We start from the raw sequence: 21009 nt of genomic DNA, 5'->3' as shown, positions 1-21009 counted from the left end.
GGCCGCGGTGGCCCAGCCGTATCTGCTCATCTGGGCGGGCAAGACGGTGGCGGCGCTGGCGGCCTGGCTGCTGCAGACCCGGGCCGGGACGACACTGGCCGCCGTCCGGACCGCGATCATGCTCGCGCTGTCGTTCGCCGGATGGGTGCCGGTCGCCGCCTGGCTGCTGCCGCGCCTCGGCGAGGGGGACACCGCTCTGGCCGCCCCCGCACTCGGGCGGCTTTCCGCGCCGGCGGTCGACGTGCTCACCACCCTGCCCACCGGCTGGGGGTACGGCGCGGTGCTCGCCGCCCGTGACGGCGCCGGTCCCGGCGCGGTCCTGGCACCGCTGGCGGCCCTGCTGATCGTGGGCGGCCTGCTGCAGTCGAGCTGGATCGCGCTGACGGCCCGCGCTCTGCGCCGGCCGCCCCGCCGGGCGAGGCCGTGGCGGCCCGCCGTACCGGGGCGTGAGGTGCCGGTGCCGTTCACGACGCCGCAGGTGTCCGCGGTCGTCGCGCGCGAGCTGGCCACCTGGCTGCGTGACCCGGCACGCGGTGTGGAGCTGCGCAGCGCCTGGCTGACCCCGCTGCTGATGGCGCTCGTCATCGCCCTCAGCGGCTGGAGCTGGGCATTGCCCATGGTGGGTCCCGCGGCGGCGGTGTTCGGCGCGATGGTCGCGGTGAACACCTATGCCCTGGACGGCACGGCCCTGTGGCAACCGCTCACCACGCCCGGTGCCCTCAGGGCCGATGTGCGCGGGCGGATGGCGGCGTGGGCGTTACTGTTCGGCGTACCGTCCATCGCGCTGGCGGTCGTGTCGCAGGCCGCGACCGGATCGCCGTTGGGAGCCGCCACCGTGAGCGGCGCCGTCGCGGCGGCGGCGGCGGGCTGCGCCGTCGCGCCGCTGCTCGCACTCGTGATGCCGGCCGTGGGCGCCGACGCCCGTGATCGCGTCCATCCCGACCAGCAGGCGGGCGATCCGACCGGCGCGCAAATGACGATCTTCCCGGTGACCTTGCTGGCCGCCGTCCTGCCCGGTGCCGTCGGCGCGGTCACCGGCGGGCTGTGGTGGGTGACCGCTCTGGCGGCCGCCCTCCTGGCCGCGGCCGTCCTGTCGGTGACTCCCGCCCTCGCCCTGCGCCTGCTCCGGCAGCGCGGCACCGCTCTACTCGGTGCGATGGCCGCACGCGACGCGGCGGTCATGGAACGTGCAGTCAAAGCGGCTGGACCTGGGGTGGCATGACGATGTGGCAGGCCACTGGTGGTACGTCACCGTCCGGCCTGTGACGGCCGGGACCGGCCGAGTACGCCGATCACTACGACGGTCACCGGCCACAGCGGTCTCATCGGCGGAGACCGCCCGATCACGGCGAGCGGACCGTGGTGCCGTCGAGGGCCGGAGCGAGCGGCCGCGCAGTCACCTCCGCGAACTCGCGGTTCAAGCTCTACACGCTGGGTTTCGGCGCGGTACGGGGTAGGGCCAGCCCTACCCCGGGAAGCCTGCCGGCAGGATCGATCTCCCCGGCCGGGACTCATAGCGTTTCCCCCATGAACCTCCTCACGCGCCGCATCGGCACCGACACCCGCTATCTGCTCCTCGGTTTCCCCCTGGCGATCGTCGCCTTCTGTTTGATGGTCGCCGGCTTCTCCCTCGGCGTGGGGACGGTGGTCATCTGGGTCGGGGTGCCGATCCTGGGAGCGTCCCTGATGCTCGCCCGTGGCTTCGCCGACCTGGAGCGCCGGATGCTGCCGGAGGTGCTCGGCCACCCGGTGGCCCGGCCGCGCTACCGGCCCGCCCCGCAGGGGGCCGGGACGTTCCGCCGGCTGGCGAACCCGCTGACCAACGGCCAGTCCTGGATGGACCTGCTGTACGGCATCGTGAACCTCCCGGTCGCCATCGTGACGTTCTGCCTCACGGTGACCTGGTGGGCCGGGGCGATCGCCGGGCTGACCTACCCGGTCTACGGGTGGATCCTCGAAGGGATCCCGGACAACAACGGCCTGGCCGAGTTGCTCGGCTTCGGCGACAGCGCCCTGATCGGCGTGGTCATGACCACCGCGATCGGCGTGCTGTTCGCCGTCACTCTGCCGGCGGTGATCCGCGGCGCGGCACTGGTGCAGGCCGGGCTCAGCAGGGCCATGCTGACCGGGGTCGCCGAGCCGTACGAGCACATCGACGACCGGGTTCTCACCGACGAGTCCCCGCGCGCCTTCACCGACTGGGACCGCGAGCACCGCGCCGCTTTCACGGCTTGAGAGAGGTCACCCCGGCCGCGCCTGGCGCGCGACCAGAAGGCCGTCAGCCGCTCCCGCGCCCGTATCCGGGCGGTCGGGGAACGCGCCGCCGCGACCCTGAAGGCATGGAAGGCGCTGGTCCGGCTCCGCTGCCGCCCGCGCCACCGCGATCGTCCAGGCCGTCCTCGCCCTGCGGCTCATCGAAGAGGACCGCTACTCAGGAGGAGAAACGCTCATGGAAGCAGGTCGCTTCACGGACGAACTCCGAAGTGATGAGGCCCGGACGAAGCGCTCGCCCCATTCGCGGATGTACGTGACGAACTCCGGCGGGCCCAGCACCTCGAACTCCGCACCCACGTTGCCCAGCGCCTGAACCGGCCAGTCCAGCGAGGCCGAGGTCATCCTGAGCAGGCAGCTGTGCTCGTCGACTTCTTCGGCCGTCCCCCACTGCCCGACCGTCGTGCGCACCCGTGCGGCGGGTGCGTGCACGAGCGCCTCGACCGTGTACGGCTCGGGCACGCCGCCGGCTGCCCTGACGAACGCCTCCGCATCCTGGGCGGGCAGGTCGCGCGGGCGGAAGCGCGCTCCCGTCGGCTGCGCACGCGCCAGGCGGTCGAGCCGGAAGCTGCGCCAGTCCTGCCGGGTCAGGTCGTAGGCGACCAGGTACCAGCGGCGGCCGAGGGCCACCAGCCGGTACGGCTCGACCTCGCGCACGGAGGGCTCGCGCCCCCTCGCGGCGTAGGAGAAGCGCAACCGCTCCTCGTCCCGGCACGCCTGGGCGACCGTGGTCAGCACGTCCACCGCGACGACCGGTTCCGCCGAGGCCGCCGCGACCAGCGTCCCGCGCAGGACGTCCACGCGGCGGCGCAGCCGGGGTGGCATGACCTGGACGACCTTGGTGAGAGCCCGGATCGCGGACGCCTCCATGCCCGTGATCCCGCTCCGCGCGGCCTCGCCCATGCCGACGGCGAGCGCGACCGCCTCCTCCTCGTCGAGCAGCAGCGGTGGCAGCACGGCACCGGGCGCGAGCTGGTATCCGCCGTCGGTCCCACGCGAGGTGTCCACCGGATACCCCAGCTCCCGCAGCCGGTCGACGTCACGGCGCAGCGTCCGTTCGGAGACGCCGAGCCGGTCGGCCAGCTCCGCGCCCGCCCAGCGGCGGTGAGTCTGCAGAAGGGACAGCAACCGGAGGGTGCGTGAGCTCGTGTTCGCCATGGCTCCAGTGTGCGCGGACTTCCGGTCAGGAAGTGACCGGAAGCCTCCCTAGCGTGGATCTCGGAGCCCTTCAGGGAGGAACAAGAATGATCACTCGTGAGATCCGGCTGGCCGCGCACGTCACCGGCGAGCCCGGCCCCGACCACTTCACCACCGCCGAGACCGAGGTGGACGGTGAGGTGATCGTCAGGACCGACTACGCAGGTTTGGCCGCGACCTACCTGGAGCTGATGCGGGCCGACTGCCGGATCCCGGTACCCGCCTGGCAGCCCGGCGATCGGGTGGGCGCCGCCGTCGTGGGCACCGTGGTCCGATCCGACAGCCCGGATCTCACCGTGGGCGACCTGGTGCAGTCGATGACCGGCTGGAGCGAGTACTCCGCGGGACCGGCCGCGCAGTACGTCAAGCTCGACCGGGGCCTCTTCCCCGACCCCTCCTACCATCTCGGTCAGGGCGTGACGGCCTACCACGGAGTGGCCGACGTCGCCGCCGTCGGGGAGGGGGACGTGGTGTTCGTCTCGGGCGCGGCCGGCGGCGTCGGCTCGCTGGCCGGGCAGATCGCCAGATGCCGGGGCGCGGCCAGGGTGATCGGCAGCGCGGGCAGCCGGGCGAAGGCCGCCTACCTGGTCGACGAACTCGGCTACGACGCCGCCTTCGACTACCACGACGGCCCGGTGGCCGACCGGTTGCGCGAACTCGCACCCGAGGGCATCACGGTCTTCTTCGACACCGTGGGCGGCGAGCAGTACCGGGCGGCGGTCCAGGCGGCGCGGCCCGGCGCGCGCTTCGCCCTGTGCGGCTCCCTGTCCCACCAGCTCGGCGGCGGCGCCGATCGCTTCCCCGAGCCGGATCGCACCGCGGCCGAGGCGAAGGGCGTCGAGCTGCTGCCGTTCTCCTGCCACCACACGCCGCAGCAGGTCGCAGCCTGGCGTGAGCACTTCGCCCGATGGCTGGGGGAAGACCGTTTCGTCTTCCCGCAGACAGTCGTCGAGGGCGGCATCGAGGAGGTGCCCGGAGCGTTCCTGTCCATGCTCAAGGGCGCCTACCGGGGCAACGTCGCGGTACGGCTGGCATGACCACGCTCCGCCCGCGGGCGCTCAACCGGACCCTGCTGCACCGGCAGTTCCTGGTGCGGCGCACCGGCCGCACCGCATCGGAGGTGATCGGGCATCTGGTCGCGATGCAGGCCCAGGAGCCGAACTGGCCCTACGTCGGACTGTGGAGCCGCATCGACGGCTTCACCCACGATCAGTTGAGCGTCCTGCTGGAGAATCGGACGGTGGTCCGCTCGGCGCTGCTGCGCAGCACCCAGCACCTGGCCGTGGCCGGCGACTTCCGCCGGTTCCGGCCGGTGCTCCAACCGGTTCTCGACCGTACGGCCCGCACGCCGTACTTCAGGCGGGTGAGCGAGGGACTCGACACCGATGCGCTCACCGCGACCGGAGCGGAGATCCTGGCGGACCGGACGACGCCCCGCCGGGAACTGGCCCGGCTGCTGGCGCTGCGCTACCCCGGCCGGGACGGGAAGGTCCTGGCCGGGGAGGTGGAACTGAGAACCCCGCTGGTCCACACCCACCGGACCGGGGCGTGGGGCCGATGGGGCACCCGGGCCGACATCTCGGTCACCCGTGCCGAGTACTGGCTCGGCGCGCCCATGGAACCGGCCCCGGCGCAGGACCTCGTACGCCGCTATCTGGCGGGGGTGTAGCTCTTCTGTAGGGACTGGTTGATCTGGGGTTTTGAGGGTCTGGTCGCGATCGGTCGAGTTGTCTACCGTGCGTGGTGGAGGCGATCGCGATGGGTTCGTTGCCGGAGGAGCTGGCGCGGCGGTCTGATCCGGCAGCTCGCCGATCCGGCGGCTGCGGCGCTGTCTCATGACCTGCTGGAGGACCTGGTCGCCGAGCAGGGGCGTGAGCTGCTGCGCCGGCTGCTGCAGGCGCACCTGGACCTGCGGGCGATGCGTGAACGGCGAGCGGCGCTTCGGGCCCGCCGCGGGGCCGGCGGGGCCGGGATGATCGGCGTCGATGAGGTGGTGCGGCGCCGGCTGGAGAGCGGCCATCACCGGCAGCTGGCCACGATCGTCGGGACGGTGACCGTCACCCGGTGCGCCTGGCGCGCGCCGGGAGCGGCCAACCTCTATCCGGCCGATGCGGCGCTGTCGCTGCCGGCCGGGCGGCATTCGGCCGGGCTGGCCCGGCTGGCCGTGCGCGAGGCGGTGCGCGGGAGCTTCGACGCCGCCAAGGCGGCGATCACCTCCCGGTGCGGGCCGGTGATCGGCAAACGACAGCTGGAGGAGGCGGTGGTGGCCGCCGCGGCCGACATCGACGCCTTCTACGCCCAGCAGATCCCGCTGCCACGCACCGCTGAGGAGCTACTGGTCATCAGCGTGGACGGCAAGGGCGTGGTGATGCGCCCCGAAGGGCTGCGGCCGGCCACCCGGCAAGCGGCCGAGCGCCACCGCGCCACGTTCCGCACCCGGCTGGCCTCCGGGGAGAAACCCTGCCGCAAGCGCATGGCCATGCTGGGCGTGGTCTACGACGCCGTGCCCGCACCCCGCCGCGGCCATGATGTGATCGCCGTCCCCGGAGGCCGCAGCGGGGACCGGCCCGCCCGGTCCGGACCGGCGGCCCGCAGCAAGTGGCTGTGCGGATCGGTGTCGGCCGATCCCGGCGAGGTGATCGCCAAGGTGTTCGACCAGGCCGAGGCCCGCGACCCGCGGCACGCGCGGACCTGGGTCGTGCTCATCGACGGCGCCCGCCACCAGCTCGGCCTCATCCGGGCCGAGGCCGCGCGCCGCGGGGTGGCCATCCACATCGTCATCGATGTGATCCACGTCCTGGAGTATCTGTGGAAGGCGGCATGGTGCCTGCACGCGGGCGGTGATCCGGTCGCCGAGGGCTGGGTCGCCGCTCACGCGCTGTCCGTGCTGGCCGGCCGCGTCGAAGACGCCGCGGCCGCCCTTGATGCCCAGGCCACCGCCGCCGGGCTGGGCCCGGGCCGCCGCGGCGGCGTGGACGCGGCCGTCCGCTACCTGCGCGGCAACGCCGCGTTCCTGCGGTATGACGAGGCATTGGTGGCCGGTTGGCCGATCGCCACCGGTGTCATCGAGGGAGCCTGCCGTCATCTGGTCAACGATCGCCTCGATATCACCGGTGCCCGGTGGGGCCTGGCGGGTGCCGAGGCCGTCCTCACGCTCCGGGCCGTGATCGCGAACGGCGACTTCGACGCCTACTGGCGTTTCCATCGCGCTCAAGAGCACCGCCGGGTTCACCAGACCCGCTACCAGGCCGAACTCGACCTCACTGCCTGATCAGTCCAGTCCCTGCAGAAGAGCTACACCCGCCGCACGCCAAGACCCCGCCTGGCCCGAGAAAGCGCAGGTCAGACGGGTCTGAGTGGTAGGGCGCCTGGGACTCGAACCCAGAACCTACGGATTAGAAGTCGACGGGTTCACGGCCGTCCGGTGCCGCGACCTGCCATCTCGTACCGTTCTGTCCGCCGACGTCCCCGCCGGTCTGTCGGATGATGTCACCGTGTGCCGGGCCGTATCGCGACAGATGAGCAACCACCGAGCAAACATGGGTCCTTGACCATGGACCGTATCGGGGCAAGGCGGCCTGCGCGGTGTGGTCGCCGAAGTCGGTCACGCTGATGGCTTGCCCGTGTGGGGTTGCTTCATCGAAGAGGTGGGGCTCCGGCGGAAATGTCACACTGGAGGCATGGACAGGGCGCTCAATTACGCGAACATCCGCCCGTATGCGGTTCCCCGCGCTCTGGAGGAGCTGGCCGGGCCTGCGGACGGGATCGTCATGCTGCCCGGCTGGTTGGACTGGAGCCCGCGGCGCTCCTACGACCTGTCCGATCCGGTGGCGCTGCGGGTGATGTACGAGCAGGTGATCCAGGAAGGCCGAGAACAAGATCTCAAGGCGTACCTGAACACCGATCTGCTGGTCCGCATCTGGCCTGATCTGATCTTGCCGGTGCGGGTCCGCCGACTGTGGGAGTCACGCTTCACCTGGCTTCGTGATCAGGTCGCGTGATGGACCCTTTCCACCGACGACTGATCGAGATCGGTCTCAGCGTCGCCGATCAGTACGGCTTCGCACTGGCCGGCGGGTACGCCGTGCAGGCGTACGGGATCGTGGAGCGGCCGAGCGAGGACGTCGATCTATTCGGCGCGCTGGACATGGACTGTCCGGCGGCGGCGGACCAGGTGGCCGAGGCGTACCGAGCAGCCGGGTACCAGGCTGAGATCTTGCAGAGCACTGAACGGTATGTCCGGATGTGGATCTCTGAGCGTGGCACAGGTCATGGCTGCAAGGTCGAGGTCGTCGCGGACGTGCGCTTTCAGCCGCCGGTGCGGATGGAGATGGGCCCGGTCCTCCATCCGGATGACGTCGCGGCCGGGAAGACCGAGGCCCTGTTCAACCGCGCGCTCGCTCGGGACTTCATCGATGTGGACGCGCTCGTGGAGTCGGGCCGGTACACGCGCGATCAGCTTCTGGACCTGGCCGCTCGCCGGGATGCCGGGTTCGATCGGGAGGTGTTCGCGGAGATGCTGGCGTACGTGCGCCGCCGTACCGATGAGGAGTTCGCCGTGTACGGCGTCGACGCGGCCGGGGCTGAGGCGCTCAGGGAGCGTTTCGGCGTGTGGGAGAAGGAGCTGCGGAAGAGCGAATGATCGCTTTCCGGGTTCGGGGCGGGAAGTTCCGATGGCGCCTCGTCCGGGGCTGTGGGTGCCGAAAATTCATCCATGCAGGCCAGAGCGCTGAATGGTGATCACGTACCTTGAGTCTCGGAGCCGTGAGGTCTACGCCTGCGCCTGCCGATAAGGTCATCCGGCCAGGCCATGGCCTTGCCGGGGATCGACTGACGCGTATGATCCCCGGCCGCTCGGAGTGCGGCATGATGATCGCCTGTGCTCTTTCGTCTGGCCTGTCTCGCCGTCACGAACGCCTTCGCCGCGCTGCGGCTGCTGCCGATGAGCCATCGGGACAAGGACGTCGAGATCCTCGCCCTCCGCCACCAGATCACCGTTCTCGAACGGCAGCTCGGTGCCGACACCAGGGTGCGATTCGCCCCTGAGGACCGTGCCTTCCTCGCCGCCCTGCTGACGTCGCTGCCCCGCGAGGTCCTGCGCCGGGTGCGGCTCCTCGTCCGCCCGGACACCGTCCTGCGCTGGCACCGCGATCTGATGAGACGGCGCCATGCCCGCACCTGTCGGCCGAAACGGCCGGGGCGCCCGCCCACGGTCCGTCTCATCCGAGCTCTCATCCTGTGCCTGGTCCGGGAGAACCCGTCCTGGGGGTATCGACGGGTACACGGCGAGCTGGCCGTGCTCGGCATCACGGTCGCGCCCTCCACCGTGTGGGAGATCTTGAAGGTTCACGGCATCGACCCGTCGCCTGAGCGACAGCACACCGCCTGGGCCGGCTTCCTGCACAGTCGGGAGGACGCCCTGCCGGCGTGCGACTTCTTCGGAGTCCGTACCCTGAGCGGGGCACGGCTGTACGTCTTGGCCATGATCGAGCACGTCACCTGGCGGGTGCGGATCCTCGGCGCCATCGTGCATCCCACGGGGCAGTGGGTCACTCAGCTCCAGGGCGCTGGCCGCCGTCGTGGAGGCCGCGGCACGCCGGGTCGCCTCATGCGACTGCGGACAGGAGACCTCCTGCTACGGCTGCCTGCGCACCCGCCGCAACGAGTACCACCACGATCAGCTCAGCAGGGGAGCGACGCTGGAGGTGCTGTGCTCTCTGCGGGATCCGGCATGACATGTCCGGCTGGTACGGCATGCTGGGAGCGATGGACGAGACCGCAACGGGTACGGGGGCCGGAGCGCGCCCCCCGGTGCCTGGGGAGAGCCAGAGTCCCCCCGCTCCCGAGCCCGGCGCGTTCGGCATGGACGCGTTCACACTCGACGACCGGATGCGCCTGTTCCACTTCGCCGCGGTGGAGAAACGCCACGACTACCTGTGGGTGCTGCGCGCCCTCGACCGGGGCCGGGCCAACTACCAGGTACTGTTGCACGCCTCCCAGGCGCGGGAGCTGCTCGGCGCGCTGCGTGCCGAGCATTCGGGGTGCCCCGAGATCGACGATGTCCAGCCGCTGCTGGACGCACTGGCCGACTGGCGGCTGCTGGACCGCAGCTACGACGGCACCCGAGCGGCCAACCTCGCCGAATACCGCAACCGCCACTACGTCTACCAGTTCACCCAGGCCGGTTACCGGGCCTACCGGGCGGTGGAGGAGGTGCTCGGCGCGGGTCTTCAGGACGCCCAGCTGTCCCGGCTGGTCTTCCCCGACATCCTGGCCGACCTAAAGGCCCTGGCCGAGGCGAACCGGGTCGGCGACGGGGAGGAGGTCCACCGCAAGCTCGCCCGCCTCGACCAGGCGCTGTCCGACATGGCGATGCGGGCCGCCCGCTTCTACCTCATGCTCGGTGACCTGGCCCGGACCAATGACACCCGGCCCGAGGTATTCCTGACCCACAAGGACGCGCTCCTGACGCACATGCGGGAGTTCGCCGCCGAGCTCGCCCGTTACCAGCCGCTGCTGGCCACCGCCGTGGCCGAGGCGGCCGAGACCGGGGTGGACCGGTTGATCGCTCTGGCGGCGGAAGCCGACGAGAGACCGTTCAGCTCCCCCCGGCATCGCGAACACGACTGGCGGCAGCGCTGGGCGGGCCTGACCCAGTGGTTCGGCGCCGGGGCGGCCGGCGAGGCAGAACGGCTGCAGAGCGCGACCGTCACCGCGATCGCGGGCGTGCTGGCGATGCTGCGGCGGGTGACCGAGGCCAGACGGGGCGGGGTGAGCAGGGAGAGCCAGCTGCGGCACCTGGCCCAGTGGTTCGCCTCCTGCCCCGACGACGACGCCGCGCACGCGCTGTTCCAGGCGACCTTCGACCTCGGCTCACCCCGGCACATCGCGGTGCCGCACGACGACCCCGAGCTGATCCCCAGCCGGCTCTCCTGGTGGGAGACCGAGCCGGTGCGGGTGGCGCGGACCCTCGTGCAGGCCGGTCGCGCCCCCCGGCTGCACGGCGTGGGCCGGATCGAGCGCAACGAGGCACAGCGGCAGCGCCTGCGCGCCGACCAGCTCAAGGCGGAGCGGCAGCGGCAGGCCGCGGGGGCCTCACTCACCTCGGCGGGGGTGTACGGCCGGGTGCTCGACGAGCCCGAGACCCAGACCCTGCTAAGCCTGCTCGACTTGGCCCTGTCCGCCCGGGTGGCGGTGAGCCGCAGCACCGCCAGCGGCTCTGCGCACGGCGTACGGCTGACCCTGCACCCGTGCGAAGGATCCACCACGGTCACGACCGTCCGCGGGCGGCTCCACCTGGACGGCCTGCGGTTGGAGGTCTCATGAGAGTCGCCCAAGGGGTCGGCCCGCTGGAGCTCGCCGACTACCAGCGCGCGGTGCGGTTGCTGCTCCGCCACCCGCTGGTCACCGCCGCCTACCCGGACCCGGCCGCACTGCCGCTGATCCGACGGTGGGCCGCGCAGCTCCGCACCGACCTGTCCGAGGTGCTCGGCTACCGGCTGCTGACCACCGGAGAGACCGCCCGGCTGCTCCGCATCCACGACACGCTGGACTCCACCAAGCCCGCGCTCACCCGGACCGAGCGGCCCTTCGACCGCAGGCGCTACGCCTACCTCATGCTCACCCTGGCCGCGCTGGGCCGCGCGGGGACCCAGATCGCGCTGAGCGAGCTGGCCGATGCCGTCGCCGCGGACGCCGGCCGGATCGACGGGCTGGGCATGGACACCGAAAGAAAGCCCGACCGCGACGCCTTCGTGGACGCGGTGGCCTGGCTGGAGCGGCGCGGCGCGCTGGCCCTAGCCGACGGCTCGGCGGCCGACTGGGTGAACAACCCCGACCGGGCCGAGGCCCTCTACGACATCGATCGGGAGGTCGTCGGCGTGGTCTACCGCCCCAGCCGGGTGCTGCAGCACCTGCGTTCGGTCACCGCGCTGCTCGACGCCGACCGGGGTCTGGCGCAGGGGCAGGCCACCCTCCGCAGGGCCGCGGCCCGCAAGGCGCGGCGCCTCGTGCTGGAGCAGCCCGTCGTCTACTACGCCGACGTCGACGAGTCCCTGCTCGGCCAGCTACGGGCCCCCGCCCTCGCCGAAGACCTGGAACGGCTGACCGGTCTCGGTGTGGAGCGCCGCGCCGAAGGCGTCGCGATCATCGACACCTCCGGCCGCCTGTCCGACGTCCGCTTCCCCGGCGCGGGAACGGTCGCGCAGGCCGCGCTGCTGCTGGCCGCGCGCATCGCCGCCCACTGCGGACCGGCCAACAGGCGCAGCCGGCCCGCTCTCCTGCCCGTCCCGACCGCCGCCGAGAACTTGGCCGAGACGGCCGTCCGGATCGATACGGCGCTGCCGTACCGGAACCTCCTCGACGACCTGGCGGACGACGTGCCGGCGCCCGGCGCGGTGCGTGACGAGCCCGCGGCCCGGTATCCGTTTCTCCCCGAGACCTGGCTGCGTACGGCGATGAAATCCCTGGTGGGAGAGTACGGCACGGCGTTCGGGGCCACCTGGCGGGCCGATCCGGACCGGCTCCTGCAGGAGGCTGTACGGTTGCTCGCCGGGCTGGGCCTGGTCGCCAGGGTGGAGGGTGGCGTGCTCGCGCTGCCCGCCCTGGCCCGCTACCGGAACGTCACAGCCGAGGTGAGATCTCGTCCGTCCCAACCCGCGCTTTTCGAGGGGTCCTGATGAGCGAGCGAGACGAACGAGCGGACGGGCGCGGCCCGTCCCGCCAGACCGGCGAGGACGGCCGTCCGGGCCGCTACGTGCCCACCCGCGCGGGCATCGTCAACCTGTGGGACTACCGCGATGAGGAGTTCACGTTCGCGAACGGGTGGCTGGTCCTGCGCGGACCCAACGGCTCGGGCAAGACCAAGGCCCTGGAGGTGCTGTTCCCGTTCGTACTGGACGGGCGAATCGACCCCAAGCGGCTCAACCCGTTCGCCTCCGAGGACCGGACCATGAAGTCCAACCTCCTTTTCCGGGGGAACGACACCGGGCTCGGCTACGTCTGGATGGAGTTCCGGCACCGCGACACCGGTCAGTCCGTCACCGTGGGCGTCGGACTGCACGCCCAGCGGCACCGTGACACGCCGGTGCGCTGGCACTTCGTCGCGGACGGCCGGGTGGGGGAGGACTTCTCCCTGCTCACCGCCGACGACCGGCCGATGACCCGCAAGCAACTGGCCGAGGAACTCGGTGAACACGCCCTGATCCCCTCCCCGCCGGACTACCGGGCGGCGATCGACCAGCGCCTGTTCGGCCTGGGAAGGGAGCGGTACGAGCAGCTCATCACGCTGATCCTCACCCTGCGTCGCCCGCAGCTGGCCAAGAACCTCGATCCGGCGAAACTCTCCGACACCCTCACCGAGGGGCTGCGCCCGATCGACGACGAACTGGTGACCGAGGCCGCACGGTCCTTCGAGGACATGGAGTCGGTGCAGCGCACCCTGGAGGGCTTGGTCGCAGCCGACGAGGCGACGGCCGCGTTCCTGTCCAGCTACACCACCTACCTGCGTGTCCACGCTCGCTGGGCGGCGGACGCGCTGACCCGTCGCCGCGACGATGTGGCGGCCCGCCGTATCGGCCGGGAGGAGGCGGCGGCCTGGCTCGCCACCGCCGAACACGGCCAGGCCGAGGCCGGGCAACGGCTGACCGCGGCTGAGGAGGCGTCGGCCGGGCTGCGGGCCAGACTGGAACAGCTCCGGGCGAGTGCCGCCTATGAGGCGCTCCAGCAACTGGCCGACCTGGAACGGCTCGTCCGTGCCTGCGCCGACGCCGAAGCTGTCGCGCGTGGCGAACTGGAGCGGCGCGTCGCAGCCAGGGCGAGGGCCGCGGCAGGGCTGGAATCGGCCCGCCTGAGTATGGCGGAGCTGGAAGCCGCCGTATCCAGGGCCGCGGCCGAGGTCGCCGACGAGGCGGCGGCTGCGGGGATCGCCTGGACCGGGGCCGATGCGGCTGAGGACGGTTTCACCGATCGGGTCGGCGGCCGGATCGCGGCCAGGGACGACGACGTCCACGCGGTACGGTCTGCGGCGGCGGCCCTGGACAGGGCCGAACAGACCCGCGACCTGGCCCGTACGGCGCTGGAGCAGGCGCTGGAAGCCATGGCGGTGGCGGAGCGGGAGGCCGCTTCGGCACAGGAGGAGGTGGACCGGGCCGCCCAGGCCGCCCGCGTGGAGCTGTCGGCCTGGGCGGGGCGGTACAGGGAGATCGTGCCCGGCCCGGAGCCGCTGGCCGATGCGCTGGAGCAGGTGGGCGAGCCGGACGCCCCCGCGCTGGACACGGTGTTCGCCGAGCTCGTGATGTCCGCCGTGCAGGAGTTGCGGGAGGAAGGGGCGTGGCTGCGCGGGCAGCGGGAACAGGCCGGGCGTGAGCGGGCCGCGGCCGAGGAGGAGAGACGCCTGATCGCCGCTGAGCGTGACGACGCGCCTCCCGCGAATCCTGCCCGAACGGCCTCGCGTGAGGGCAGGGCGGGGGCGCCGCTGTGGCGGCTGGTCCGCTTCCGGGACGGAATGCCCGCTCCGATCGCGGCCTCGGTCGAGGCGGCGCTGGAGGCCACCGGCGTCCTGGACGCCTGGGTCACGCCCGCACCCGAACCGGTTCGCGTCGGCGACTCCGACGCCTACCTTCTCGAGGGCGTCCCCGCCCCCGGGCCGAGCCTCGCGGACCTGCTGGTCCCCGAGGAGGACGCTCCCGTGCCCGCCGGACGGATCACCGGCATCCTGCGAGCCGTCGCTCTGCGGGATGACGGCGCCGGTGGCATCGGTGACATCAGCGGCGCCGGAGGAGACGGCCTGTTCACCGGTGGGCCCGCCGCGCCGGGCACGCCGGAACATCCCCTGATCACCAAGGGCGGCCGGTTCCTCCATGGCGTCCAACTCGGAGCGCATCACAAGGAGCACGCCGAGTACATCGGCGCCACCGCCCGCGCCCGCCGCCGCACCGCCAGGCTGGCCGACTGCGACGCCCGCCTGGCGGTGATCTCCCAGGCACTCGCCGCCGTCGACCGGCGGGTGGTCGAGGTCGAGGCCGCACTCGGCGCCATCGACTCCGCTCGCGCCGCCCTGCCCCGCACTGGTGCGATCACGGCGGCCCTGCGGGCCCGCGAACAGGCCGCCGGACGGCTCCGCGCCACCCGGGACGGTACCGACGCCGCCCAGCGCGGCTACGACGAGACCGTTGCCGCGTCCGGTACAGCCGAACGGGCGCTGCGCCGTACCGGGGCTGAACGCGCTCTCGCCCCTGACACGGTGGAGGAGGTCGCGGCCGCCGTCCGGCGTTTCGAGCGCGGGGCGGCCGCGCTGATCGGGTGCAGGAGGGAGGCGGCACGGCAGCGGGAAGCGGTCGCGGCCGCCGTCGGGCACCTGGACGAGGCGGCCGTCGACGAGGTGGCGGCGGAGCAGACCGAGCACGCCGCGCGCCGCCGCCATACTGAGGAGGCCGCGAAGCTGGATGCCTTGAGATCGACGGTGGGTGCGGAGGCCAGGCAGGTGCTGGCTGAGATCGAGCGGGCCGAGGTGGCGATCACCGCGTCCGAGCGGGAGACGGGTGCCGCCCGCGCCGCCGAACGGGAGGCGTTGTCGGCTGCCGCGGCGGCACACGCCCGCCTGGACGCGGCCCGGGAGGCCATCGCCGTCGCGCTGCGGGAAGAGCGGGAGACCGCCCGCGACCTGGCTCCCTTCGCCCGGCGGGAACTGCTCGACGTGCTGCGCTGCCCGCCGGGCCTGACCTGGCCGGCGCAGGACGCCGACTGGTTGGAGGAGGGACTGCCCCCGCAGGTGCGTGCGGTCCACGAGGCGATCCTCACCGTCACCCGCGACCTCACCCCCACCGAGATCTCCCTCAAGCAGTCCACCACCCGCCTGACCAAGGCCTTGGAGGACCTGCAGGCCCAGCTCACCGCCGCCGACCAGGACTACCGCCCCGAGTGGGACGGTGCGGACGGTGTGATCGTGGTCCGGATCGCCGACGAGGACGGCCCCCTCCCGGTCGGCGCCTTCGCTGAGAAGATCGCTGTCGACAGGCGGGACCAGCAGCAGTTGCTGTCGGAGTCCGAGCAGCGGATCCTGGAGGACGCGCTGTTGACCCGGCTCGCCCAGCAGATCCATGACCGTACCGTGGATGCCCGGGACCTGATCCGCCGGATGAACACCGAGATGCGCTCCCGCCGGATGTCCTCGGGTACCACGGTCGGGGTGGGCTGGCTGCTCACCGACAACCTGGACGAGGGGCAGCGGGCGGTCTGCGCCTTGCTCGACGGCGACGCGGCTCGGCTGGGCCCCGACGATCTGGGCCGGATACGCGCCCACTTCGCCACCCGGATCAAGGACGCCCGGGCCCGGCACCGTGATCGGCCGTACCGGGAGCTGCTGACCGAGGTGCTCGACTACCGCCGCTGGCGGCAGTTCGCCTTCCAACTCGTCCGGCCCGGTGGACACGAGGAGCGGCTGACCCGGGCACGGCACAGCCGTCTGTCCGGTGGCGAGCAGTCGGTCTCGCTGCACCTGCCGCTGTTCGCCGCCGCTCACGCGATGCTCAACTCGGCCCGCCCGGACGCGCCCCGACTGCTCGCGCTGGATGAGGCCTTCGCCGGGGTGGACGACACCGGCCGGAGCGAGCTGATGTCGCTGGCCACCCAGTTCGACCTCGACCTGTTCATGACCGGCTACGATCTGTGGGCCACCCATGCCACGGTCCCCGCCGCGGCCCACTACGACCTGGCGCACTCTCCCGTCGACCACACCGTCAGTGCTCTGCTGCTGGTCTGGGACGGCGCGAAGCTCCTGGCGGATGACGCCGGAGAGCTCACCGCCGCACTGGGCTCGCCCGATGTCCGCCGAGTTCCCACCGCACCGGTCCTCTCCGAGCCGGTCCTCTCCGAGGGATGAGCCGCGTGACCTCTGCGGATGAGCCGCAGGGCGAGGGCTGGAAACGGCTGCTGGCCGCCGCCCGGCGCAGCCTGGAACGCGGCGGCGCCCTGACCGGATCCGTCGGCCTGAACGACCCATCCGAGGCCGAACGCCGTGTGGTCATCGGCATCACCGGGAGATACCGTCCCGAGTCAGTCAAGCGGCTCACCGTATCCCTGTCCGAACTGGACGCCGCGCTGTCCGCCCGGTACGGCTCGGGCCTGCGGGAGGTCCTGACCGGGCTGGGCGGCCCGATCCGGGACCGCGCCGCTGAACGCGCGGCTCTCGAGTGGGAGCGGGAACGCCTGCTGGGCCTCGCCGGGGACAGCCGCCACGTCGCCGAGCCGTGGTTCTCGGCGTGGCTGGACGAGCTGGCCGCGGGCGGCACGCTCACCCGGCTGGTACGGCGCGGCGACGGCCGTCTGCTCGTCCAGGCGACCGGTGTCCTCGACCTCCTCCCCTCTCCGCCCCGCTCTTCCCTCGCTCCCGCGGCGCCGGCTGAGACGGGTGAGCAGATCCTTCCGCTGCCCGTGCTGGCCGAACGGGCGACCGGGGACACCAAGTCCCTGGCTCCCGGATCACCGCTGGCCTCGCTCGTGCTGCGGGCGCTGGCACTGCGCTCCGGGCTGCCCGCCGTACCGGGGGACCGGACCGGACAGCGGCGACTGTGGGAGTCCGCCGGGGTGATCATGGACGACCTGGCCAGCCAGGTGCTCGTGCTGAACATCCGGACCCGCCGGACGGGTGTCGCTTCCGGCTGGCTCAACGAGGCCGCACGGTACGGCATCCCCTTCCGGCTCACCCTGCAGCAGCAGACCGTCTCTCCGGTCGTCCCCTCCAGCGGAAAGATATACGTCTGCGAGAACCCGGCGGTCCTGCGCACCGCCGCGGCCGACCTGGGCGCCCGCGCTCCTGCCCTGGTCTGCACAGAGGGCATCCCGTCGGCGGCGTGTCACCGGCTGCTCGACGCCGCCGTGACCGCGGGTGCCCGCCTGCGGTGGCGTGCGGACTTCGACTGGACCGGGCTCCGTATCGTCGACCGGGCGATCTCCCGGTACGACGCGGCGCCCTGGCGGATGGCCACGGCCGACTACACGGCAGGACTCGCGGGGGGTGAGTCCACCGCGCTGACCGGGTCACCCGCGCTCAGCCCATGGGACCCGGGACTGGCCGAGCTGATGGCCGCCTGCGACCGGGCGGTGATGGAGGAGCGTCTCCTTCCGTCCCTCCTCGCCGATCTGAGGCCCGAGCCTTGACCTGGGTGCCCGTGACCAAGCTCGGATCACCGGTTCGACGTCCGTCGGCATGATCGACTGTACGGTGCCCTCGAGAGTACCGGCATGTGGCTTGACCCGGCCAGATGAATTTTCGGCACCCGCAGGGGTCTTCGGTCTCGGTCTTCCGGTGATCGTCTATAGGGTCTGACCTGAAAGAACGGCCCTGAACGAGCTTCCGTGTGCCCGGTCCGTGCCCGCGAGCGAACATGGAGCAAACATCGGCGATCTTCGACTCGCAAGACCCCGCTTGGCCCGAGAAAGCGCAGTTTAGATGGATTCTAAGTGGTAGGGCGCCTGGGGTTCGAACCTACAGACCCACGAATTAGAAGCCGACGGGTTCAGTGCCGTCCGATACCGAGACGTGCCACCTCGTGCTGTTCTGTCCGCCAACGTCCCCGCCGGTCCGCCAGATGATGCCACCACGTGCCGGGCCGTACCGGGTACACGCGAACAACCACCGAGCAAACACGGGTCCTTGAGACCATGCCTGGTCCCCGCCGGTTCAAGCGACCTTTACGGTGTGGTCGCCGAAGTCAGCCACCACGTCCAGTGTGCCGCCCAGAGCGGTGACGTAGGAACGCAGGGTGTCCAGGCCGCCGATCTGGCCGTGCTCGATCTGGGACACGCGCGCCTGGGAGACGCCCATGCGTTCGGCCAAGAGCTTCTGGGAGATGCCCAGGCGCTTGCGCATCTCGGCGAGCTGGGCGCCGCGCAGTTCCGCCCGGAGCTGCTCGCGGCTGGCCTCTCGGGCGGCGACGCGCTCGGGGGAGTCCCCCTCGGGGTCGATCTCACGGATCTTGGACTTGGTGTCGGACCACTTCACGAACTCGCTCATCAGCGCTTCTCCTTCTCCTGTTCGGCGCGGTATGCGGCGTAGCGTTCCTCCGCCAAGGGGATCGCCGTGCGCATCGAGCACGCCCGCCGGCGCGTCCGCGTGCTGGGCACCACCGCCCATCCGACCGCGGTCTGGGCCGTCCAGGCGATGAAGAACCTCATGATGGACCTGGAAGAGGCCGGCTGCCGGGCCCGCTACCTGATCCGGGACCGGGACGGGAAGTTCCCCGCCCTCATGGACGAGATCCTGGCCGAGGCCGGCATCCGGACCGTGCTCACCGGGATCCGCGTGCCGCGCATGAACGCGGTCATGGAGCGATGGGTGCAGTCATGCCGCCGCGAACTGCTCGACCGCTGCCTGCTGTGGAACGAACACCATCTGCGCCACGCCCTGCGTGAGTACAAACGGTTCTACAACCGGCACCGCGCCCATCAAGCCCTGAACCAAGCGGCCCCGCTACGCACCGTCCCGAAACCGATCATGGATCCGATGCGGATCACCGAGCTGAGCGTACGCAGACGGGACAGACTCGGCGGGGTTCTCCATGAGTACTCACATGCCGCTTGAACTGCGTGGATGTAGTTTTCGGCAGGTGCAGACGCGGCGACCCACTCCCGGCAGACTTGCGAATGTAGTACCGGGACCGTCAGGCGATGGCGGCGATGTCGCCGTCGTCGAAGTAGATCGACTGGTGGAGTCGGCCGCCGAGGGCGGCGGCGTAGCGGGCCAGGATGTCCTGGCCGGAGATCTTGCCCTGCTCGATCTGGGAGACGCGTCCCTTGGTGACTCCCATACGCTCGGCGACCTGCTGCTGGGTCAGGCCGCGCCCGCGGCGGATCTCCGCCAGCCGGTGTCCTTGGACCTCGGCCAGGAGTTCCTGCTTGCCGGCCTGGACGGCCTCCTCGCCACCGGCCCGCTGGACGTGCTCGGCCCGGATGTCCTTCCACCGCACGTATCCGCTCATCTGCCGTCCTCCTGTCGGGCGCGTTCCTTCAAGTAGACCTCATACCGGTGCTCGGCCAGTGGAATGGCCTCCTCGTACCAGCTCTTCCATCGTCCGGCTTTGTCGCCTGCGACCAACAGGATGCTGGAGCGCCATGGGTCGAAGGCGAACAGGATGCGCACCGTGCCGGGCCGGAGTTCTTTGAGGTTCTGGATCGATGATCCGGTGATCGTGTCGACCAGGGGCCGTCCCAGGCCGGGCCGTCTTCGGCGAGCGCGTCGATGGCCTGCACCACCCGGGCATGGGTGGCGTCGTCGAGTTGCTCGATCCATTCGCGGACCTCGGTCACGACGTAGATGTCCCACTCGTCTCCGGCCACTCGTGGAGTATAGCTATAGGTATACCTTGGTGTCCGAGGATGTCGACGATGCATTCGTGTGGCTTGCTTGCGTGCCGCGGGCATCTGGGATGTCGAACAGCGGGCCTGCGGCCTGGAGGACCGGCTGGACCGCGTCGAGGATCAATGCTCGCTGGACGGGTGTCTGCCGGCCGGAGTAGCCCGCGGTGGTCTGGTACGACGCGTGTCCGGCCACCAACTGCATCACCCCGGGGGCCACGCCGCCGTCCCGGAGCATGGTGATCATCGTGTGCCGCAGGGCGTGAGGGGTGATGTGCTTGGCCAGGCCGCGCTCCCGCGCGAGCGCGAGTGCGGGTTGCAGGATGTCGTTGCGCTGGTTGCCGTAGTCGATGTAGCCGCCCGTCCGCTTCTGGAAGAGCGGCTCGTCGGGCCTGCTGCCCTGCGCCCGCACGGACAGCAGCCCGGCCAGTTCCTCGCTGATCGGCACGTCCCGGCGTTTCTTTCCCTTCGGGTACGGCTTGATGCGCCACCCCCCGGCAGGCCGACTCCCACGTCTTCGACGACCTCTACCGCCGCGGGAGGATCGAGCTCGAAGTGATCCCTCAGGGCACCCTCGCCGAGTGGATGCGGGCCGCCGGGGCGGGCATCGGGGCGTTCTACTGCCCGACGGGCGTCGGCACGCCGCTCGCCGAGGGCAAGGAGACCCGCACGATCGACGGGCGCGACCACGTCCTGGAATACCCGATCAAGGGCGACGTCGCCCTGATCTCCGCGCACGTCGCCGACACGATGGGCAACCTCGTCTACCGCAAGACCGCCCGGAACTTCGGCCCGGTGATGGCCACGGCCGCCACGACGACCGTCGTCCAGGTCGCGTCGGTCGTGGACGCGGGACGGCTCGACCCCGAGGCCGTCGTCACCCCGGGCATCTACGTCGACCGCGTGGTCCGGGTCGAGCCGCGCCACCACACCGTGCAGGGGGCCCGCTGATGCCACTCGATCCCGACCGGCTCGCCGCCCGCATCGCGCGGGACATCGAGCCGGGCAGCTACGTCAACCTCGGCATCGGCCGGCCCACCAAGGTCGCCGACCACCTCCCGGCCGGGCTCGGCGTCGTCCTGCACACCGAGAACGGCATGCTGGGCATGGGCCCGGCGGCCGCCGGCGACGCGATCGACCCCGACCTCACCAACGCCGGCAAGGTGCCCGTCACCGAGCTGCCCGGGG

The 21009-nt window shown here is 71.6% G+C and carries 20 protein-coding genes and 2 pseudogenes; 16 read left to right on the top strand and 6 right to left on the bottom strand.

Annotation, left to right across the window (positions count from 1 at the left end; translation table 11 throughout):
• The 3 genes and pseudogenes from ACFOWE_RS26610 to ACFOWE_RS26600 form a co-directional block, all read left to right on the top strand.
• Positions 1 to 1222 (top strand): hypothetical protein (locus ACFOWE_RS26610; RefSeq protein WP_449301231.1); only part of this gene is annotated, 1222 nt, incomplete at its 5' end.
• A gap of 305 nt (positions 1223 to 1527) precedes the next feature.
• Entirely contained in the window at positions 1528 to 2235 is a 708-nt protein-coding gene (locus ACFOWE_RS26605) for a sensor domain-containing protein (RefSeq protein WP_377292498.1), read from the top strand.
• Between the two features lie 12 nt (positions 2236 to 2247).
• Positions 2248 to 2437 (top strand): annotated as a pseudogene (locus tag ACFOWE_RS26600) (IS5/IS1182 family transposase); the annotation flags it as partial.
• On the opposite strand, the gene ACFOWE_RS26595 reads toward ACFOWE_RS26600, so the two are convergent.
• Complete coding sequence (locus ACFOWE_RS26595; RefSeq protein ID WP_377292496.1) at positions 2428 to 3429, bottom strand: helix-turn-helix transcriptional regulator; 1002 nt, start codon at positions 3427 to 3429, stop codon at positions 2428 to 2430. The pseudogene ACFOWE_RS26600 and the gene ACFOWE_RS26595 overlap by 10 nt on opposite strands.
• A gap of 86 nt (positions 3430 to 3515) precedes the next feature.
• Between ACFOWE_RS26595 and ACFOWE_RS26590 the strand changes: the two genes are divergently transcribed.
• From ACFOWE_RS26590 to ACFOWE_RS26570, 5 genes are all read left to right on the top strand, one after another.
• Complete coding sequence (locus ACFOWE_RS26590) at positions 3516 to 4505, top strand: zinc-binding dehydrogenase (RefSeq protein ID WP_377292494.1); 990 nt, start codon at positions 3516 to 3518, stop codon at positions 4503 to 4505.
• Positions 4502 to 5137: a DNA glycosylase AlkZ-like family protein gene (locus tag ACFOWE_RS26585; RefSeq protein WP_377292492.1), complete on the top strand. Its 636-nt coding sequence runs from the start codon at positions 4502 to 4504 to the stop codon at positions 5135 to 5137. The genes ACFOWE_RS26590 and ACFOWE_RS26585 overlap by 4 nt, the downstream gene beginning before the upstream one ends.
• A gap of 18 nt (positions 5138 to 5155) precedes the next feature.
• Positions 5156 to 6739, top strand: a complete 1584-nt coding sequence (locus ACFOWE_RS26580) for an ISKra4 family transposase (RefSeq protein ID WP_377292490.1) — start codon at positions 5156 to 5158, stop codon at positions 6737 to 6739.
• 409 nt (positions 6740 to 7148) lie between these two features.
• Complete coding sequence (locus ACFOWE_RS26575; RefSeq protein ID WP_377292488.1) at positions 7149 to 7469, top strand: hypothetical protein; 321 nt, start codon at positions 7149 to 7151, stop codon at positions 7467 to 7469.
• The gene (locus tag ACFOWE_RS26570; protein WP_377292486.1) at positions 7469 to 8110 is read left to right on the top strand and encodes a nucleotidyl transferase AbiEii/AbiGii toxin family protein; all 642 of its coding nucleotides are present in this window, start codon (positions 7469 to 7471) and stop codon (positions 8108 to 8110) included. Before ACFOWE_RS26575 ends, ACFOWE_RS26570 begins: the two co-directional genes overlap by 1 nt.
• A 153-nt stretch (positions 8111 to 8263) precedes the next feature.
• Here ACFOWE_RS26570 and ACFOWE_RS26565 read toward each other — a convergent pair whose 3' ends face one another.
• Positions 8264 to 8638, bottom strand: a complete 375-nt coding sequence (locus ACFOWE_RS26565; protein ID WP_377292484.1) for a hypothetical protein — start codon at positions 8636 to 8638, stop codon at positions 8264 to 8266.
• A gap of 409 nt (positions 8639 to 9047) precedes the next feature.
• On the opposite strand from ACFOWE_RS26565, the gene ACFOWE_RS26560 reads away from it, so the two are divergent.
• The 5 genes from ACFOWE_RS26560 to ACFOWE_RS26540 are packed head-to-tail and all read left to right on the top strand — an operon-like array spanning position 9048 to position 17625.
• Positions 9048 to 9203, top strand: a complete 156-nt coding sequence (locus tag ACFOWE_RS26560; RefSeq protein WP_377292482.1) for a hypothetical protein — start codon at positions 9048 to 9050, stop codon at positions 9201 to 9203.
• 31 nt (positions 9204 to 9234) lie between these two features.
• A complete protein-coding gene (locus tag ACFOWE_RS26555) occupies positions 9235 to 10794 on the top strand; it encodes a TIGR02677 family protein (RefSeq protein ID WP_377292480.1) in 1560 nt (519 codons plus the stop codon).
• Entirely contained in the window at positions 10791 to 12146 is a 1356-nt protein-coding gene (locus tag ACFOWE_RS26550; RefSeq protein ID WP_377292478.1) for a TIGR02678 family protein, read from the top strand. The genes ACFOWE_RS26555 and ACFOWE_RS26550 overlap by 4 nt, the downstream gene beginning before the upstream one ends.
• Positions 12146 to 16348, top strand: a complete 4203-nt coding sequence (locus ACFOWE_RS26545) for a TIGR02680 family protein (RefSeq protein WP_377292476.1) — start codon at positions 12146 to 12148, stop codon at positions 16346 to 16348. The genes ACFOWE_RS26550 and ACFOWE_RS26545 overlap by 1 nt, the downstream gene beginning before the upstream one ends.
• Before the next feature lie 5 nt (positions 16349 to 16353).
• Positions 16354 to 17625: a TIGR02679 family protein gene (locus ACFOWE_RS26540; protein WP_377292474.1), complete on the top strand. Its 1272-nt coding sequence runs from the start codon at positions 16354 to 16356 to the stop codon at positions 17623 to 17625.
• 523 nt (positions 17626 to 18148) lie between these two features.
• Here the strand turns inward: ACFOWE_RS26540 and ACFOWE_RS26535 are convergent.
• A complete protein-coding gene (locus ACFOWE_RS26535) occupies positions 18149 to 18481 on the bottom strand; it encodes a helix-turn-helix domain-containing protein (RefSeq protein WP_377292472.1) in 333 nt (110 codons plus the stop codon).
• 66 nt (positions 18482 to 18547) lie between these two features.
• Between ACFOWE_RS26535 and ACFOWE_RS26530 the strand changes: the two genes are divergently transcribed.
• Complete coding sequence (locus ACFOWE_RS26530; protein ID WP_377292470.1) at positions 18548 to 19048, top strand: integrase core domain-containing protein; 501 nt, start codon at positions 18548 to 18550, stop codon at positions 19046 to 19048.
• 79 nt (positions 19049 to 19127) lie between these two features.
• On the opposite strand, the gene ACFOWE_RS26525 is transcribed toward ACFOWE_RS26530, so the two are convergent.
• Genes ACFOWE_RS26525 through ACFOWE_RS26515 form a run of 3 tightly spaced genes read right to left on the bottom strand, consistent with a single transcriptional unit; the run spans position 19128 to position 20269 of the window.
• Positions 19128 to 19445: a helix-turn-helix domain-containing protein gene (locus tag ACFOWE_RS26525; RefSeq protein WP_377292468.1), complete on the bottom strand. Its 318-nt coding sequence runs from the start codon at positions 19443 to 19445 to the stop codon at positions 19128 to 19130.
• A complete protein-coding gene (locus tag ACFOWE_RS26520) occupies positions 19442 to 19756 on the bottom strand; it encodes a type II toxin-antitoxin system RelE/ParE family toxin (RefSeq protein ID WP_377292466.1) in 315 nt (104 codons plus the stop codon). The genes ACFOWE_RS26525 and ACFOWE_RS26520 overlap by 4 nt, the downstream gene beginning before the upstream one ends.
• Positions 19757 to 19816: 60 nt before the next feature.
• Complete coding sequence (locus ACFOWE_RS26515; RefSeq protein WP_377292464.1) at positions 19817 to 20269, bottom strand: tyrosine-type recombinase/integrase; 453 nt, start codon at positions 20267 to 20269, stop codon at positions 19817 to 19819.
• 47 nt (positions 20270 to 20316) lie between these two features.
• Here ACFOWE_RS26515 and ACFOWE_RS26510 point away from each other — a divergent pair.
• Both ACFOWE_RS26510 and ACFOWE_RS26505 read left to right on the top strand, forming a co-directional pair.
• Positions 20317 to 20772, top strand: a pseudogene (locus ACFOWE_RS26510) (3-oxoacid CoA-transferase subunit A); the annotation flags it as partial.
• On the top strand, positions 20772 to 21009 hold a 238-nt coding region (locus tag ACFOWE_RS26505; protein ID WP_377292462.1), incomplete at its 3' end, for a CoA-transferase. The pseudogene ACFOWE_RS26510 and the gene ACFOWE_RS26505, both read left to right, overlap by 1 nt.

The sequence above is a fragment of the Planomonospora corallina genome (assembly GCF_042650625.1).
Lineage (GTDB): Bacteria > Actinomycetota > Actinomycetes > Streptosporangiales > Streptosporangiaceae > Planomonospora_B > Planomonospora_B corallina.
The sequence above is the reverse complement of the archived record's forward strand: the minus strand, read 5'-3'. Positions and strand labels throughout refer to the sequence as shown.